Source organism: Rothia mucilaginosa (genome assembly GCF_019334805.1).
GTDB classification, from domain to species: domain Bacteria; phylum Actinomycetota; class Actinomycetes; order Actinomycetales; family Micrococcaceae; genus Rothia; species Rothia mucilaginosa_C.
This window is the reverse complement of record NZ_CP079822.1, coordinates 2,141,456-2,156,914: the sequence shown is the minus strand read 5'-3', so window position 1 is coordinate 2,156,914 and position 15,459 is coordinate 2,141,456. Positions and strand designations below refer to the sequence as shown.

The 15,459-nt window shown below is 61.7% G+C and carries 9 protein-coding genes; all 9 read right to left on the bottom strand.

Translation table 11 applies throughout. The features are described 5' to 3' along the window. Positions 1-33: 33 nt before the first annotated feature. Positions 34-1,641, bottom strand: a complete 1,608-nt coding sequence (obgE, locus tag LPB405_RS08510) for a GTPase ObgE (protein WP_219101269.1) — start codon at positions 1,639-1,641, stop codon at positions 34-36. A gap of 194 nt (positions 1,642-1,835) precedes the next feature. Then, the gene (rpmA, locus tag LPB405_RS08505) at positions 1,836-2,093 is read right to left on the bottom strand and encodes a 50S ribosomal protein L27 (protein ID WP_005505766.1); all 258 of its coding nucleotides are present in this window, start codon (positions 2,091-2,093) and stop codon (positions 1,836-1,838) included. 41 nt (positions 2,094-2,134) lie between these two features. Continuing rightward, positions 2,135-2,446, bottom strand: coding sequence for a 50S ribosomal protein L21 (gene rplU, locus LPB405_RS08500; protein ID WP_005505764.1), 312 nt, complete (start codon positions 2,444-2,446; stop codon positions 2,135-2,137). 526 nt (positions 2,447-2,972) lie between these two features. After that, entirely contained in the window at positions 2,973-6,704 is a 3,732-nt protein-coding gene (locus LPB405_RS08495; protein WP_219101267.1) for an Rne/Rng family ribonuclease, read from the bottom strand. A 626-nt stretch (positions 6,705-7,330) separates the two neighbouring features. Further along, complete coding sequence (locus LPB405_RS08490; RefSeq protein WP_049354517.1) at positions 7,331-7,570, bottom strand: hypothetical protein; 240 nt, start codon at positions 7,568-7,570, stop codon at positions 7,331-7,333. Between the two features lie 345 nt (positions 7,571-7,915). Then, complete coding sequence (locus LPB405_RS08485) at positions 7,916-8,578, bottom strand: vitamin K epoxide reductase family protein (RefSeq protein WP_012903408.1); 663 nt, start codon at positions 8,576-8,578, stop codon at positions 7,916-7,918. Between the two features lie 335 nt (positions 8,579-8,913). After that, positions 8,914-9,591, bottom strand: coding sequence for a TenA family protein (locus LPB405_RS08480; protein WP_219101265.1), 678 nt, complete (start codon positions 9,589-9,591; stop codon positions 8,914-8,916). Between the two features lie 414 nt (positions 9,592-10,005). Then, complete coding sequence (locus LPB405_RS08475; protein WP_219101262.1) at positions 10,006-11,667, bottom strand: bifunctional folylpolyglutamate synthase/dihydrofolate synthase; 1,662 nt, start codon at positions 11,665-11,667, stop codon at positions 10,006-10,008. Between the two features lie 132 nt (positions 11,668-11,799). Then, positions 11,800-15,141: an isoleucine--tRNA ligase gene (gene ileS, locus LPB405_RS08470; RefSeq protein WP_219101260.1), complete on the bottom strand. Its 3,342-nt coding sequence runs from the start codon at positions 15,139-15,141 to the stop codon at positions 11,800-11,802. Between the last annotated feature and the right edge of the window lie 318 nt (positions 15,142-15,459).

Genomic DNA, 15,459 nt, shown 5'->3' with positions numbered 1-15,459 from the left:
CAGCTGTCTAGGAAACAGCTAACGCGTCAGCTACTAGTCGTCGATGTTCGGCATGTCGATATTTTCGTCGACCTTGCCTTCCTTCAACTTCTTGCGGTACTCAACCGACTCGGTCCACACGCCTGCAACACGCTCGGACTCCAGCTCGGCACGAGCCTCCGCCTTCGCGTCCATACGCTCCTTGTACTCCACACGCTTCTGCGCACGGGTCGGGCGAATGAGCTCTTCCAGACGAGCGTCCGTACCGCGCGGGGAGGACAGTAGCTCAGCGCCACCGACCATGGTCGGCTCCCAATCGAAGATCACCGAGTTGTCGTTCTCGCCAATCACCACGGCGTCACCGGCACGAGCACCAGCCTTGAACAGCTCATCCTCAACGCCCAGGCGCGCCAGGCGGTCCGCCAGGTAGCCGACAGCCTCATCATTATTGAAGTCAGTCTGCTGAATCCAACGCTCAGGCTTCTCACCAATCACGCGGAACAGCGGCTCAAGGTTACGCTCCTCGCGGCGAATAGTGAACTCCTGCTTCTTCTTACCGCGGAAGCCCTTCGGGCGAACCACAGGAGCCTCAACAACCACGCGCTCCGCTTCCTTCTCGGCAGCGGCACGAGCCACGCGGTCCTCCTCCACGAGCTTTGCCATCGCAAAGATCAGGGACTTCAGACCCTCATGGGAAGCAGTCGAAATCTCGAAGACCTTGAAACCCATTTCCTCAAACTCGGGGCGAACAAACTCAGCCAGCTCACGAGCCTCAGGAACGTCAATCTTATTGAGCACCACAATCTGCGGACGCTCATGCAGCGGCACGGTCACACCCGCAGTCGGGTCAACCTCATAGTTCTGCAGCTCGCCGCGGATTACCTCAAAATCACTGATCGGGTCGCGGCCCGGCTCCAAAGTAGCGCAGTCAATCACGTGCACCAGAGCCGAAGAACGCTCCACATGGCGCAGGAAGCGGTGGCCCAGACCGCGGCCCTCCGAAGCGCCCTCAATCAGACCCGGAACATCCGCGACGGTGTAGCGAACATCGCCCGCCTGCACCACACCCAGGTTCGGGATCAAAGTGGTGAACGGGTAGTCGGCAATCTTCGGACGCGCCGCAGAAATCGCAGCAATCAACGAAGACTTACCCGCCGAGGGGTAACCTACCAGAGCCACATCCGCAATGGACTTGAGCTCCAGAACAATATCAGCTTCTTCACCGGGGGTGCCCAGCAGAGCAAAACCGGGAGCCTTACGCTTAGCCGAAGCCAACGCAGCGTTACCCAGACCACCCATACCGCCACGGGCAGCAACGTACTCGTCGCCCACACGCAGCAGGTCAGCCAAAACATTACCCTCGCGGTCCTTCACCACAGTACCCTGCGGCACGGTCAGAATCAGGTCCTCACCGTTAAAGCCGTGGTGCATATCGCCACGACCAATATCGCCATTCGGGGCGTGCTGGTGCGGGCTGTGGTGGTACTCCAGCAGGGTCGTGGTCTGGTTATCCACGCGCAGAATCACCGCGCCACCATTACCACCGTTACCGCCGTTAGGGCCGCCCAGGGGCTTAAACTTTTCACGTCGCACGGAGACGCAGCCGTTACCTCCGCGACCGCCAGATACATGTAAGACCACGCGGTCCACGAATTCTGCCACGGGTTCTCCTTATCTTGGAAAATCTTCACTTCGCCACCGCACGGCACACACCCATCATGCTGCGGATGCGGCGGCAGGCGCGACCGGGTTGGGGTGCGCCTCATCGTGGAGCCCAGCACAGGCGTCCACGGCATTCGAGGTCATAGCGAGAGGGGGTAGACTAACGCCTACCCCCTCTGCCCTAGCGGTGAGTATTACTCAGCTGCTGCCAGGATGTTAACGACCTTGCGGCCCTTGCGGGTACCGAATTCGACGGTGCCTGCTGCCAGAGCGAACAGGGTGTCGTCGCCACCGCGGCCAACGTTCAGGCCGGGGTGGAAGTGGGTGCCGCGCTGGCGAACGAGAATCTCGCCTGCGTTGACGGACTGGCCGCCGTAGCGCTTAACACCGAGGTACTGGGGGTTCGAGTCACGGCCGTTACGGGTGGAGCTTGCGCCCTTCTTGTGTGCCATTCTGTATTCCTACCTTAGGGTTTGAATTCCGGTCGTTTCGATTACGCGTTGATAGCGGTAATCTTGACGGTGGTCAGCTCGGCGCGGAAGCCCTGACGCTTCTTGTAACCGGTCTTGTTCTTGTACTTCTGAATAACGATCTTCGGACCGCGCAGGTCCTCAACCTTCTCAGCAACAACCTTGGCGGAAGCCAGGGACTTTGCATCAGCGGTGACCTTGTCACCGTCGACGAGCAGCAGCACGGGCAGCTCGATGGTGCTGCCGGGCTCGCCTGCAACACGGTCAAGGGTAACGAGGTCGCCTACGGAAACCTTCTCCTGGCGGCCGCCAGCGCGTACAATCGCGTATGCCACTATGGGACTCACTTTTCTCGACAACTTGCTTCTTGGATCTCACACGAATGAGCAACCTGCGCTTTCATTGCTGTGCGCCCTCCCCCGCCAGTCGAATGACCGCGAACAAGGAGGAACGGCCCGTGCGTTCCGGCGGGATTGCCCGCCGAAGCCAACACGCGAGGCTCACCGGTGGTGTCTCTCTCCCGCACGTTTCGACTCAGCCGAATACTCGACCACGCCGAAGACGATGCGGGTGGGAGCGGTGTCTCCCGCTGGCCCTGCGTCGATAGGGCTTCACTGAGATAAACACCAGTCCTTAAGGATACGGCATGATCTACGCGCCGCGCAATAGATAAATTTACGGATTATCCGCAGACACCACGTGATGCTCCTCTAATACTGCACCGCACTCTTAGTAGCGCCTTTAAAATGACGCAGCACACGCACAGAAAAAAATAGCCTCGGTAGGGAAGTTCCGGCTCGCCCTACCGAGGCTATCTCATATACACACACCATCGGAATTCCGATGATCGGAAGCTAAAGACTAATCGTCCTTACCTTCACGCTTAATGTCGGCAGCAGCAACGCCAATGCCGAACAAGACAGGGGCCGAAGCGTCATCAGACACCGGAGCCACATCCGCAACAGAAGCGGAAGCAACCACGGAACCCTCAGCACGCTCGGAAGCGTCCACGGTCACGACCTGAGCACCGGCACCGGCACTCGAAGCCGCACGGCGAGTGCGACGCTTACGCGGGGTCGAACCGGGCACCTGAGCCGCAGGCGTCTGATCCTCAACCGGAGCCTCAACCGCTGCGGGAGCTGCGCCCACCACACCGGTCACAGCCGGAGCACCAATCACGCCGGTCACAACCGGGCGAGACTCAGACTTCTCAATCTTATCAGCCTTTGCGGGTGCCTGCTCGGATGCCACGCTCTGCTCAGCTGCCTTCTCGGCGCGCTTCTCATCAGCGGCACGACGAGCACGGCGGCGGGAGGCACGCGGGGTCTCACGAACATCCTCAATGCGCAGGTCCTCACGCTCAATGCGCTTGGGCTCCTGAGCCTTCTGCACACCCGAGTTTACCTCAGCGGAGGTTGCCTCAGCGCCCTTGTGCTCAGTGTTCTGCTGCTCAGCGTTCTGGCGCTTCGCCGAACGATCCTCACGGCCCGAACGGAACGACTCACCCTCGGCGCGGGCAAGACGGCCAGCCTTCTGAGAAGCACGAGCCTTCGCCTCACCGGCGCGAATCGCCTCAAAACGATCCGAGGAGCGGCTAAAGCGCGGGTCGAGCTCCGGGTCAACGTGGTGCTCGTCCTCCAGCGCACCCGCGCCGGAATCCTCAACAGCGGCAATATCCGCATCGGTCAGCTCGCGACGCTGGCGGTTACGAGAAGACTTCTTCTCGCCACGCTTGGACGAACGACGCTCTTCCGAACGTTCCTGATCAGAACGCTCCTCAGCAGAGTCCTTCGAGGAATCCTCAGCGGACTCTTCCACGCGGTCAAACGCGCTCGCCAGCTGCTCCAGGGAGAAACCGCCCTGCTCACCAATCCAGTTGCCCTCGGTGACCTCAGCGACCTTGTCCTCACGCTGAGCAACCTCCGCGTGAGCCTGCTCGCTGGCAGCCTCAGCAATACCCTGAATCTCCTGCTCAAGCGAAAGCTCAGCGGTCTCCGCGCGGCGCGAACGCTTACGGCGCTTACGCTTCTTGCGGGTCGAAGCGGTCTCCTCCGAAACGTCCTCGCTCTGAGCGGATGCGGCAGCCACCGCAGCCATAGCGTTACGGCGCTCAGCCTTCTTCGACTCCAGAGCATCCTGCTTCTGCTGGTCACGAGAATCCTCGCGGGCAGCGGCACGGCTACGCTTACGGTCATTACGCTCATGGCGGTGAATGTAATCCGACGCGCCACCGCTACGACCGCTCAGCGGCTGATCGTGAACCACCAGGCCACGACCGGCGCAGTGCTCACAGGGCTCCGAGAAGACTTCAAGCAGACCGGTACCCAGACGCTTACGGGTCATCTGAACCAGACCCAGCGAAGTCACCTCAGCCACCTGATGCTTGGTACGGTCACGGCCCAGGCACTCAATCAGGCGACGCAGAACCAGGTCACGGTTCGACTCAAGCACCATGTCAATGAAGTCAATGACGATAATGCCGCCGATATCGCGCAGACGCAGCTGACGGACAATCTCCTCAGCGGCTTCCAGGTTGTTCTTGGTGACAGTCTCTTCAAGGTTGCCGCCGCTACCGGTGAACTTACCGGTGTTCACATCCACCACGGTCATGGCTTCAGTACGGTCAATCACCAGCGAACCACCCGAAGGCAGGTACACCTTACGGTCCAGTGCCTTCGCCAGCTGCTCGTTGATGCGGTAGTGGTCGAAGAGGTCGTCATCGCCGTCCCACTGCTGCAGGCGGGAGACCAAGTCCGGCGCCACGTACGTCACGTACGCCTCGATGGAATCCCACGCGTTCTCGCCCTGAACGATCATCGCGGTGAAGTCCTCGTTGAAGACGTCACGCACGGTCTTAATCATCAGGTCGGGCTCCTGGTAGAGCATCTCCGGAGCCAGCACCTTGCGGGAGTTAGCCTTCTCCTGGATCTCTTCCCACTGCGCACGCAGACGGTTAATGTCGTGGGTCAGCTCCTCCTCAGAAGCACCCTCCGCCGCGGTACGAACGATTACGCCAGCACCCTCGGGCAGCTTGTCCTTCAGAATCTTCTTCAGACGAGCACGCTCAGTGTCGGGCAGCTTACGGGAAATACCGGTCATCGAACCACCCGGCACGTACACCAGGAAGCGGCCGGGCAGGGAAACCTGGCTGGTCAGGCGGGCACCCTTGTGACCAATCGGGTCCTTAGTGACCTGCACCAGAACCGAATCGCCGGGCTTCAGGGCGTTCTCAATCTTGCGGGGTGCACCGTCCAGACCGGTGACATCCCAGTTGACCTCGCCCGCGTACAGCACAGCGTTGCGACCGCGTCCAATGTCAACGAACGCAGCTTCCATGGACGGCAGAACGTTCTGAACCTTACCCAGGTACACGTTGCCAATCAGGGAATCCTGCTGGGTCTTAGACACGAAGTGCTCAGCCAGCACGCCGTCCTCAAGCACACCAATCTGGATGCGGCCGTCCTTCTGACGAACCAGCATCTGACGGTCCACAGACTCGCGGCGAGCCAGGAACTCAGCCTCAGTCACGATGTGGCGGCGGCGACCCAGGGAGCGGGACTCGCGGCGGCGCACACGCTTCGCCTCCAGGCGGGTAGAACCGCGCACACCGGTCACAGTGTTGGATGCGTGAGAGTCAGCCAGGCGCGGTGCACGCACCTTGGTGACGGTCTCAACGTCATCATCAACGCCGCCCTCAATCTCAATATCTTCGGTACCGCGGCGACGGCGACGGCGACGGTGGCTCGTCACCTCAGCCTCAGCGGCAGCCTCCTCACGGCGGCGCTCCATGCGCTCCTTACGCTTCTGCTCCTCAGCAGCGGCGCGGCGTGCTTCACGCTCCAGCTTGGCGGCAACAGCAAGCTCGCTCAGCTCCTCCGGCTCGGGCGCCATGAACAGCGGCATCGCACCCATCGGGGTACGCGAGCGCAGCTCCTGCAGCTTCTCGCGCTGCAGGTCGCTAATGGTCTTTACCGGCTCGGGAGCTACTTCAGGCTCCTCAGCTACGGGCTCTTCGGTTGCAGACTCCTCAGCAACTACAGTAGCCTCAGCGGGCTGCTCTGCGGCGGCTTCTTCAGCCTTCTGCTCAGCAGCTTCAGCGGTGGCCTCGGTCTTCTCAGCAGCCTGTGCGGGAGTTACGACCTCAACCTTGGCGGTCTCTTCCTTCACCTCAACGGCAGACTCAGCGGCGGGCTCAGCGGCGGGGGCGACGACTTCCTCCACCTTCGCGGTGTTCTCCGCGACAGCAGGCTCAGCCGCCTTCTTCTCAGCAGCCTCAAACAGGCTATCCAGAGTAGAAGCAACCTCGGTCTCAGACACAACGGGAGCGGCAACCTTAGGTGCCGGCGCGTGCTTAGCCTTAGCGTTACGCAGGTTGGTCAGGCCAGCAGCAATCGCCTCATCCAGGGGAACCTCAGGAGCCTTCTCCTTCTTCGGGCGACCAGGACGGCGACGCTCAGTACCCTGCTGGGCGTCAGAGCTCTCACGAACATTCTTACGCAGAGTTTCACGGGTCTCTGCAGAGGCGTTCTTCTCCTCCGCGAGGGCGTTCAGCGCCTCAAAAACCCCAAGTTCGACGTTCTTCTCGTCAGACATTAATCTTCTTTCGTTACACCCTGCTCCGCACCGCAAGGATTTTAACAGCGCGCATACAGCGCAAAGCCTAGTTGCTGCCACCGCGGCTCAAGCCTCACCCTACGGTACGCATTCATCGGCGCTACCGGGCACTATCTCGTTCAGTGCTTCTGCCGTAGGGGGCGAGCGGGCGGAACGCAGAGCGCGCCGCGACGGTCACAGCCACCTCGCTCTCGAGCACGGCACGCTCACACCCTTCCTGGGTGCCCTGCCGGTCTTCGGGTTTCTTCGCCGAGGCGGGCGGCACGCGCGGTGCGACAGTTATGCTCCGCGGCTTATAGCCGGCGCTCTTCGGGTACTCTCCCTCGATGCGTTGGTGGGGATCTTTATGCGCGTGCGGGGCGCACAAGACACCGTGTTCCATTATACCCGGTAGAGGGTGCCTCTAAGCCACCCCGCCCATCCTATCCCGGCTCCATTTCCCGGCAGGATGCGCGGGCACATTGCGGCAGGTGTTATTGTGCGGGCACATTGCGGCAGGTACACTACGGCAGATGTCTAGCGGGTACAGCAAAGCCGGGCGTGCCACTACGCACCACCCGGCTTCAAAAAACTTTCAGAGGAAGGGCTAGCCTCTAGAAGAAGGGCTAGTTCAGGCCCAGCTCCGCATCACGCGCCTCACGAGCCTGCTGAGCAAGCTTCGGGTCGGTCGGCAGGTACTCCGGACCGGAACCGGTCGCAAACGGAACACCCAGAATGAAAACAAACGGAGAAACCACCAGCAGAATCACCCACAGCAGCGAGAAGTGACCGGCGGTCAGCAACAGCAGGGCAGTCAGAAAAATAACGGCAGCAACGCCCATTGCGGCAATTCCGGCAGTCTTCACGGTTCTCCTCGAAGGGGTATCAAGAATCTAGTGTCCATCAGAACGGCAGGCAACCGGCACCGCAGGTAAAACCCGCGGACCGCTCCGACCGATGCCGCTCAAGAATATACCTGACCATTATACGCACCCGCACCGCTTCCCCGCTGACCGCCGCAGGCAAGGTCACCGGTGCCTCCCCGCTACCCAGCTACTACCCGGCACCCCAGCTCGGTGCGATCAGCCCGGCGCACTCAACCCGGCGCAACCTCACCCACCCGCAGACACAGCAACGCCCCGGCACCAACAGGCACCGGGGCGTTGCATGTTCGGGGCATCAGCCCTCAAACCAAGCTCAGAGATGAACGCTTAGCGCATCATATTCACAATGACCTCGAAGAAGCGGATCACAATAATGCCGAAAATCAGGATCAGCCACAGGCTAATCGCAAACCAGGACCAGCCGCGAGCGCTCTCACGCATCGACTGCGACGCCGGGATGACCCCCGCCGAAATATTGCGGACCGTGGTCTTCACAAAAAGCGTGATGGTCATAACCCACACGATCATGCAGAACAGGCACAGCGCGTTAATCTGAAACGTCGTCTGGTACCACAGCCACATAATGAACGCGGTTGCCGCAGCCAAACCAATGTTCATGCACACCCAGAACCACTTCTTGAATTGTGCACCCGCCATGATCGCGGCACCGATAGTCACCACAATGGAGAAACCCACCAGGCCAATGAACGGGTTCGGGAAGCCGAAAGCTTCCGCCTGCGGGGTGCGCATCACCGTGCCGCAGCTGAGCAGGGCGTTGATATCGCAGACCGTGGAGTGGCCGGCATCAATGTAAATCTGCAGGCGCTCGTACACCAGAATCGCTGAAGAAATGAGTGCGATTAGGCCGGCGCCAACCAGCCAGAATCCGAGCTGTCGGTCTGAGTAGCTGCCCGGGGTTCCCGCGTGCCCGTGCTGCGCTTCTTTTTCAGCGTGGGTGGGCTCGGTAGTACTCGATGCGGCGGTACTCATACGACTCCTTTAGATAGTGTTTTACGGTGATACTCACCGGCGCGGCATAGCCAGCACCCCGGAAGCAGTACCCCATTTATCCTAGCCTCTCACATTGCTCAATAGCACGCCATTAGCTTCTACATTTACTATATGACGCCTCAAATCATGCAAATAGGCGCATTTTTGTGACGTACCTTAAACACAAAAGCCCCGGAAGGAGCCCGCAACGTAGCGGCGGGCGGGACCTTCCGGGGCATGGTGCGCATGTTTTCTATGGCATTCGCCTTATCGACGCGCGGCGGCTCCCACGGCAACTACCGTGGAGCGCACAGACGGCACGTGAGGGCAGTGCGTTAGGGCAGCGGGTGGGTGTACGACTCGTCAAAGAACTGCTGCTCCAGCTCCACCGCGCGGCTAAAGAACTCGCGGGCAGCCTGCGCATCCGACGGGCCCACACGGTCCAGTTCACGGCGCAGGAAATCAACCAGCTCACGGAACTCCGGGTAGTCGTGCAGGGTAATCCACTCGTGGTGCACAAAAGAATCGGGGCGCTTGGCGGGAGCCTTAGACGCCCAATCCAGGTACAGGCCCTCGCAAACCATCAGCACCGACAGAATCGCCGCGTAGCTGCCGCTTGCCGCAGCGTCGAGGAAGAGGCGCTTGAAGCCGGTGGTCGCCTCCGTATCGGGCATGGAGTCACACTGATGCTCGGTCACGCCCAGAGTCTCAAAACAACGCAGGAAGTAGGTGTTCTCATCGCCCGCGATTTCGCCCGCGAACTTGGAGAGGCGCAGACGACCCGTGAGAGTATCAGCGTTGGCGATAGCGCCACCAATCAGGGCGAGGAAGGTATCGAGGAAGCGGTAGTCCTGCACCAGGTACCCCGCCATGACCTGCGGGGCAATCGAGCCGTCAAAAAGCTCAGCAACAAAGCGGTGATTCGTGGCAGAAAGCCAGGTGGCGAGGTTCTCCTGGCGTAGGGACTCGGTGAACGAATCGGTGCCGATCAAATCGGTGAAGGGTGCGGGCATGATGGGTGCCTTTCACTATGTGGCATACCGTCGCTGGTATGCGTATGTGTGCGGGTGTGTTGGTGCGGCCTCAGGCGTTGGGGCCGGCGCCTCAGCGAATATAGCACCGTGACTCCACGGTGTGCCCGGTTATGTACCCCCGGTGCCCAAAAATTTTCGTTCTTTTCGATTTTTGGGTGGGTGAGGGTGAGTGAAAGCGGATGATGCCGGTTGAATTTGAGCGATTGGGGTTAGGTGAGAGCCCTTGGGAACACGTGAGAGCGCATGTGTTCGAGTGGGAGCATGAGGGCAGAGGCGCGAATAGACGAGACGCGAAGAGGGAAGGTACAAAAAGGCGGGGCACCGCTCCCCCAGCCGGTAAAACCAGCCGGAGGGCGGCACCCCGCCTCATGTCGATAGCCTCAACAGGTCGCTTTAGTTGTCCGAGTCTTCATCATCACCGAAGAAATCATCGGTGTACGAATCGCCCAGCGGCAGACCCAGCGAATCCTCTAGCGAAGAACCCGCCGCAGACTCGCCGCCGAGCTCAGCCATGATGCCGTCCAGCAGCTCATCCGGCTCAGCAGAGGCAGCCGCAGCCGCCGCGGCAGCCAGAGTCGAAGCCGACGCCGCACCCGCAGAACCCGCATAAGCACCCTCGGCGGGCAGCTCATCCGGCAGTTCCTCGGCCTCGGCACCGGGGGTCTTCGCCTCCGCGTGCTTGGCCAGCAGGGTACGTGCCTCACCAATGACAGTAATCGAACCGGTAATCAGCACACCCGCCGACTCCTGCTCAAAGAGGGCGTTCTCCATGGCGGTGGCAATCGCCTCGTCCAGGTGCTCAAACACCTCAATCGAGTCTTCGTCCAGGCCCGCATCCAGCGCCAACTCGTGCAGACGCTCCGGCGCAATCGCACGCGGCGAATCCGACGCCGCCAGGTACAGGCGGAAGGTACCGTCAGAAGCGTCCACGTACTCTTCGCGCATGGTCTCAAACATGCCCAGAGCATCCTTCTCACCCAAAATACCGACCACGGAATGCAGGTGGGACAGCTTGAACGCCTCAGTCAGCGCAGCCGCAGACGCACGCACACCGTGCGGGTTGTGGCCCGCATCCAGGATGGTCAGCGGCTCGGTGCGCACAACCTCCAGGCGGCCCGGCGAGCGCACCGTCTCAAACGCGGTACGCACCACGTCCTCGGGCAGCTGACGCTGACCGCCGAAGAACGCCTCCACGGCGGCGAGAGCCACCACGGCGTTCTGCGCCTGATGCGCACCGTGCAGGGACAGCGGCACATCCGGGTACTCGCCCGCCAGTCCGCGCAGGGTCAGCAGCTGACCGCCGACCGCAAGCTCACGGGAGACAACGCCGAACTCCACGCCCTCAAAGGCGAAGGATGCTTCCTTCTCACGAGCGGAGGCGAGCAACACGTCCGCCGCTTCCGGGTCCTGTGCCGCAGAAATCAAGAAGCCGCCGGGCTTGATAATGCCGGACTTTTCGGTCGCAATCTCGGCGAGGGTTTCGCCGAGCATGTCGGTATGGTCCAGACCAATCGGGGTGACCACGGAAACCACGCCGTCGGCAACGTTCGTGGAATCCCAGGTGCCGCCGATACCGACCTCGAGCACCACCACGTCCACCGGCTCGTCCGCGAAAATCGCGAAGGCGAGCACGGTAACGGACTCGAAGAAGGTCAGCGCGGGCTCGCCGCGGGAGGTCATCTCTGCGTCCACAATCTGCAGGTAGGGGGCGATTTCATCCCAAATGCGCACGAAGGTGGCGTCCGGTACGGGCGCGCCGTTAATGCAGATACGCTCGGTAACGCTTTCGAGGTGCGGGCTGGTAAAGCGGCCCACGCGCAGGTCGTGGCCGAGCAGCAGCGCCTCAATCATGCGGGCGGTGCTGGTCTTGCCGTTCGTGCCGGTGATGTGGATGACCGGCGCGGCACGGTGCACGTCGCCAAGGATTTCGACGGCGCGCGCCACGGCGTCCAGGCGCGGCGCCATCTTGTTTTCGGGTGCTCGCGCCAGCAGTTCACCGTAGACCCGCTCCACGCCCTCGGGGTCGGGAATTGCGGGGTAATTCTTCTCGCTCATTGTTCTCCTCACTGGGATAGCCGGTCGGTGCCGGCAGGGGCCCACCGTGCGGCAGGATAACCGTGCGGCGGGATAGACGACGGGCCGCCCCGCCCAATCAAGGGGGCGGGACGGCCGTACGGTTCAGGCGTTTTATGCCTTGGCGACGCTAATGCTCAGCTCGTCTGCTTCGCTCAGCTGCAGGGACACGGCGAGGGTTTCGCCGGTCACCAGTGCCTCGTTGGCGCGCAGAGCCGCCAGAGTTTCCTCCGGTGCCGCGATGCTCAGGTTGATGCGGTCCGCCACGTTCAGGTCGGCGTCCTTACGTGCCTGCTGAATAGCGCGGATGGTGTCGCGGGCGATGCCCTCGGCAACCAGCTCGTCGGTCAGCTCAATGTTGAGGACCAGGAAGCCGCCAGGCAGAACCGCAGCCGCAGTGTGCTCAGCACCTTCCGCGTCAGCGGCAACCACGGTTGCCAGCTCGTATTCGCCCTCTTCCAGAGCCAGGCCGCCGTCCAGAGCTGCCACGCCGACCAGGACGGTGCCGTCCTCGGTCACGGTCCAGTCACCGGACTTGGATGCCTTAATGGCAACCTGCACCTGCTTGCCCAGGCGCGGACCTGCCGCACGTGCGTTGACCTTCAGCTGCTGGGAGATGCCGTAGTCGGCGGGGTCGACGGTGTCGGCGCTGACCAGCTCCACCTGGCGCAGGTTCAGCTCGTCCTCGACGATGTTCGCGAAGTACTCCGCGCCCTTCTCACCGAAAGCGGTGCCCAGGGCTGCGAACTGCTCGGGTGCAATCGCCACGGTCATCTTCTGTAGCGGCTGGCGCACGCGGATCTTCTTTTCCTTGCGCAGTGCCGAACCGGCGGAGCAGACCTCACGCACGGTCTGCATGAGAGCCAGCAGGTCGGACTCATCAGCGAAAGCAGATGCCTCGGGCCAGTCAGCCAGGTGCACAGAGCGTTCACCGGTGAGGCCGCGGTAGATTTCCTCGCTGCTGAGCGGCAGCAGGGACGCGGCGACCTTCGACACGGTCACCAGTGCGGTGTAGAGGGTGTCGAATGCGTCGGTGTCTTCGTTGAAGAAGCGCTCGCGGGAGCGGCGCACGTACCAGTTGGTCAGTGCGTCAGCGTACTGGCGCAGGGATTCGCAGGCGTTCCAGATGTCGTAGGAGTCCATCGCTGCGGTGACCTGCTCGATGAGTTCGCGGGTCTTGCCGAGGATGAAGCGGTCCATCACGTGCTGTGAGTCGTACTTGAGCTTTGCGCTGTAGCCTTCGCCGTTGTTAGCGGCGTTAGCGTACAGGGCGAAGAAGTGGTAGACGTTCCACAGCGGCAGCATGACCTGGCGAACACCCTCACGGATGCCCTGTTCGGTCACGATCAGGTTGCCGCCGCGCAGAATCGGGGACGACATCAGGAACCAACGCATCGCGTCGGAGCCGTCGCGGTCGAGAACCTCGGAGACATCCGGGTAGTTACGCAGGGACTTGGACATCTTCTGACCGTCCGAGCCGAGCACAATACCGTGGCTGATAACGTTCTTGAACGCGGGGCGGTCGAAGAGCGCGGTCGCCAACACGTGCAGCACGTAGAACCAGCCGCGGGTCTGACCGATGTACTCGACGATGAAGTCTGCCGGATAGTGGTTCTCGAACCATTCCTGGTTCTCGAAGGGGTAGTGCACCTGTGCGTAGGGCATGGAGCCGGAGTCGAACCAGACGTCGAGCACGTCTTCCACGCGGCGCATGGTGGACTTGCCGGTCGGGTCGTCCGGGTTCGGGCGAGTCAGCTCGTCGATGTACGGGCGGTGCAGGTCGGGTTCGCCGTCCTTGTTCAGGGGCAGGCGGCCGAAGTCTGCCTTGAGCTCTTCGAGGGAGCCGTACACGTCCATGCGCGGGTAGTTCGGGTCGTCCGAAACCCACACGGGGATCGGGGAGCCCCAGAAGCGGTTACGGGAGATGGACCAGTCGCGTGCGTTCTCAACCCACTTGCCGAACTGTCCGTACTTCACGTTTTCGGGGATCCAGTTGATCTGCTTGTTCAGCTCGTACATGCGGTCCTTGAAGTCGGTGACCTTCACGTACCAGGAGGTGATTGCACGGTAGATGAGCGGGGTGCGGCAGCGCCAGCAGTGCGGGTAGGAGTGCACGTAGGACTTCTCGCGGATCAGCACGTCATCTGCCTTGAGGGCGTTGATGATGGTGCGGTTCGCATCGAATGCCTGCACGCCTGCAATCTCAGCCAGGGCGGTGGAGCCGGAGGCGGTGGGCTCGGCGAAGAGGTTCAGGAACTTTGCGCCTTCGTCGAGGGAGAGGATCACAGGGATGCCGTAGCTTTCACAGACCTTCTGGTCGTCTTCACCGTAGGCGGGTGCCTGGTGGACGATGCCGGTACCGTCACCGGTGGTGACGTAGTCGGCGACGAGGATCTGCCAGGAGGTTTCGGTGCCCCACTTTTCGGTGTCTGCGAAGTAGTCCCAGAGCGGGGTGTAGCGCACGTGCTCGAGCTGGGAGCCGGTGTAGCGTGCGGTGACAGCTGCGGCTGCGTCCTTTTCGGGCTGGTCGCCTTCGTAGCCGAGGTCCTTGGCGTAGGAGCCGAGCAGCTCGGAGGCGATCAGGAAGGAGCGGCCCTCGAACTTGCCTGCGCCGGGTACGACGGAGTATTCAATCTCGGGTCCAACGGCGAGCGCCTGGTTGGTGGGCAGGGTCCAGGGGGTGGTGGTCCATGCGAGTGCTTCGATGCCGTCGAGTTCTGCGGCGACCTTCTCGTCAGCACCGAGGGCGGTGTCTGCGGTGAGGCGGAATGCGACGGTGACGGTCTGGTCCTGGCGGTCCTTGTACACGTCGTCGTCCATGCGCAGCTCGTGGTTGGAGAGGGGGGTCTCGTCCTTCCAGCAGTAGGGCAGCACGCGGAAGCCCTGGTAGGTCAGGCCCTTGTCGTAGAGGCGCTTGAACGCCCAGATGACGGACTCCATGTACTCGACGTTCAGGGTCTTGTAGTCATTTTCGAAGTCGACCCAGCGTGCCTGGCGGGTGACGTACTTTTCCCACTCGTTGGTGTACTTGAGCACGGATGCGCGGGCAGCGTCGTTGAAGTTGTCGATGCCCATTTCGAGGATTTCGCGCTTGTCGGTCATGCCGAGCTGCTTCATCGCCTCGAGTTCTGCGGGCAGGCCGTGGGTATCCCAGCCGAAGCGGCGTTCTACCTTGTGTCCTCGCTGGGTCTGGTAGCGTGCGACGAGGTCCTTGGCATAGCCGGTGAGCAGGTGGCCGTAGTGGGGCAGGCCGTTAGCGAAGGGAGGGCCGTCGTAGAAGACGAATTCGTTTTCGCCGTTTTCACCTGCGGGGCGGTTCTCGACGGATGCGGAGAAGGTGTTGTCCTTCTTCCAGTAGTCGAGGACTGCCTCTTCGAGTGCGGGGAACTTAGGCGATGCGGTGACGCCGCTTCCTGCGGCTTCGAAGGCGCTCGCCTTGGGGTAAACATGGGACATGTGTTTGTGCGCCCTTATCTGTTGTTCTCAACGCTGAGAGGCGGGGCGACAGGGTACGTAGCACTCGTCGTCCCACCGTTTCAGCGGGTGAGGATTGACATGACGGGTGCAAGGACGCCTAGGCATCGCTGACCTGCCCGGGCTGTGCCGGGGGTCGGGATGCGGCGCGGTACCACCTTGCTTACTGATTTAACAGCTCAACGCACCGAACCCTCCCGGGGCTACGTGGCGTCGCGTGTCCGCGATACCTAGCCACCGGAAGAGCGGCGCGTTGGGCGGGTATCAGTCGCTTATTACAGCTATATCGGGCTTAACCGT

Excerpts from the sequence above, each read along its gene's own strand:
- LPB405_RS08495 (WP_219101267.1), bottom strand. The coding sequence starts at position 6,704 with ATGTCTGACGAGAAGAACGTCGAACTTGGGGTTTTTGAGGCGCTGAAC.
- LPB405_RS08480 (WP_219101265.1), bottom strand. The coding sequence starts at position 9,591 with ATGCCCGCACCCTTCACCGATTTGATCGGCACCGATTCGTTCACCGAG.
- ileS (WP_219101260.1), bottom strand. The coding sequence starts at position 15,141 with ATGTCCCATGTTTACCCCAAGGCGAGCGCCTTCGAAGCCGCAGGAAGC.
- LPB405_RS08485 (WP_012903408.1), bottom strand. The coding sequence starts at position 8,578 with ATGAGTACCGCCGCATCGAGTACTACCGAGCCCACCCACGCTGAAAAA.
- LPB405_RS08475 (WP_219101262.1), bottom strand. The coding sequence starts at position 11,667 with ATGAGCGAGAAGAATTACCCCGCAATTCCCGACCCCGAGGGCGTGGAG.
- rpmA (WP_005505766.1), bottom strand. The coding sequence starts at position 2,093 with ATGGCACACAAGAAGGGCGCAAGCTCCACCCGTAACGGCCGTGACTCG.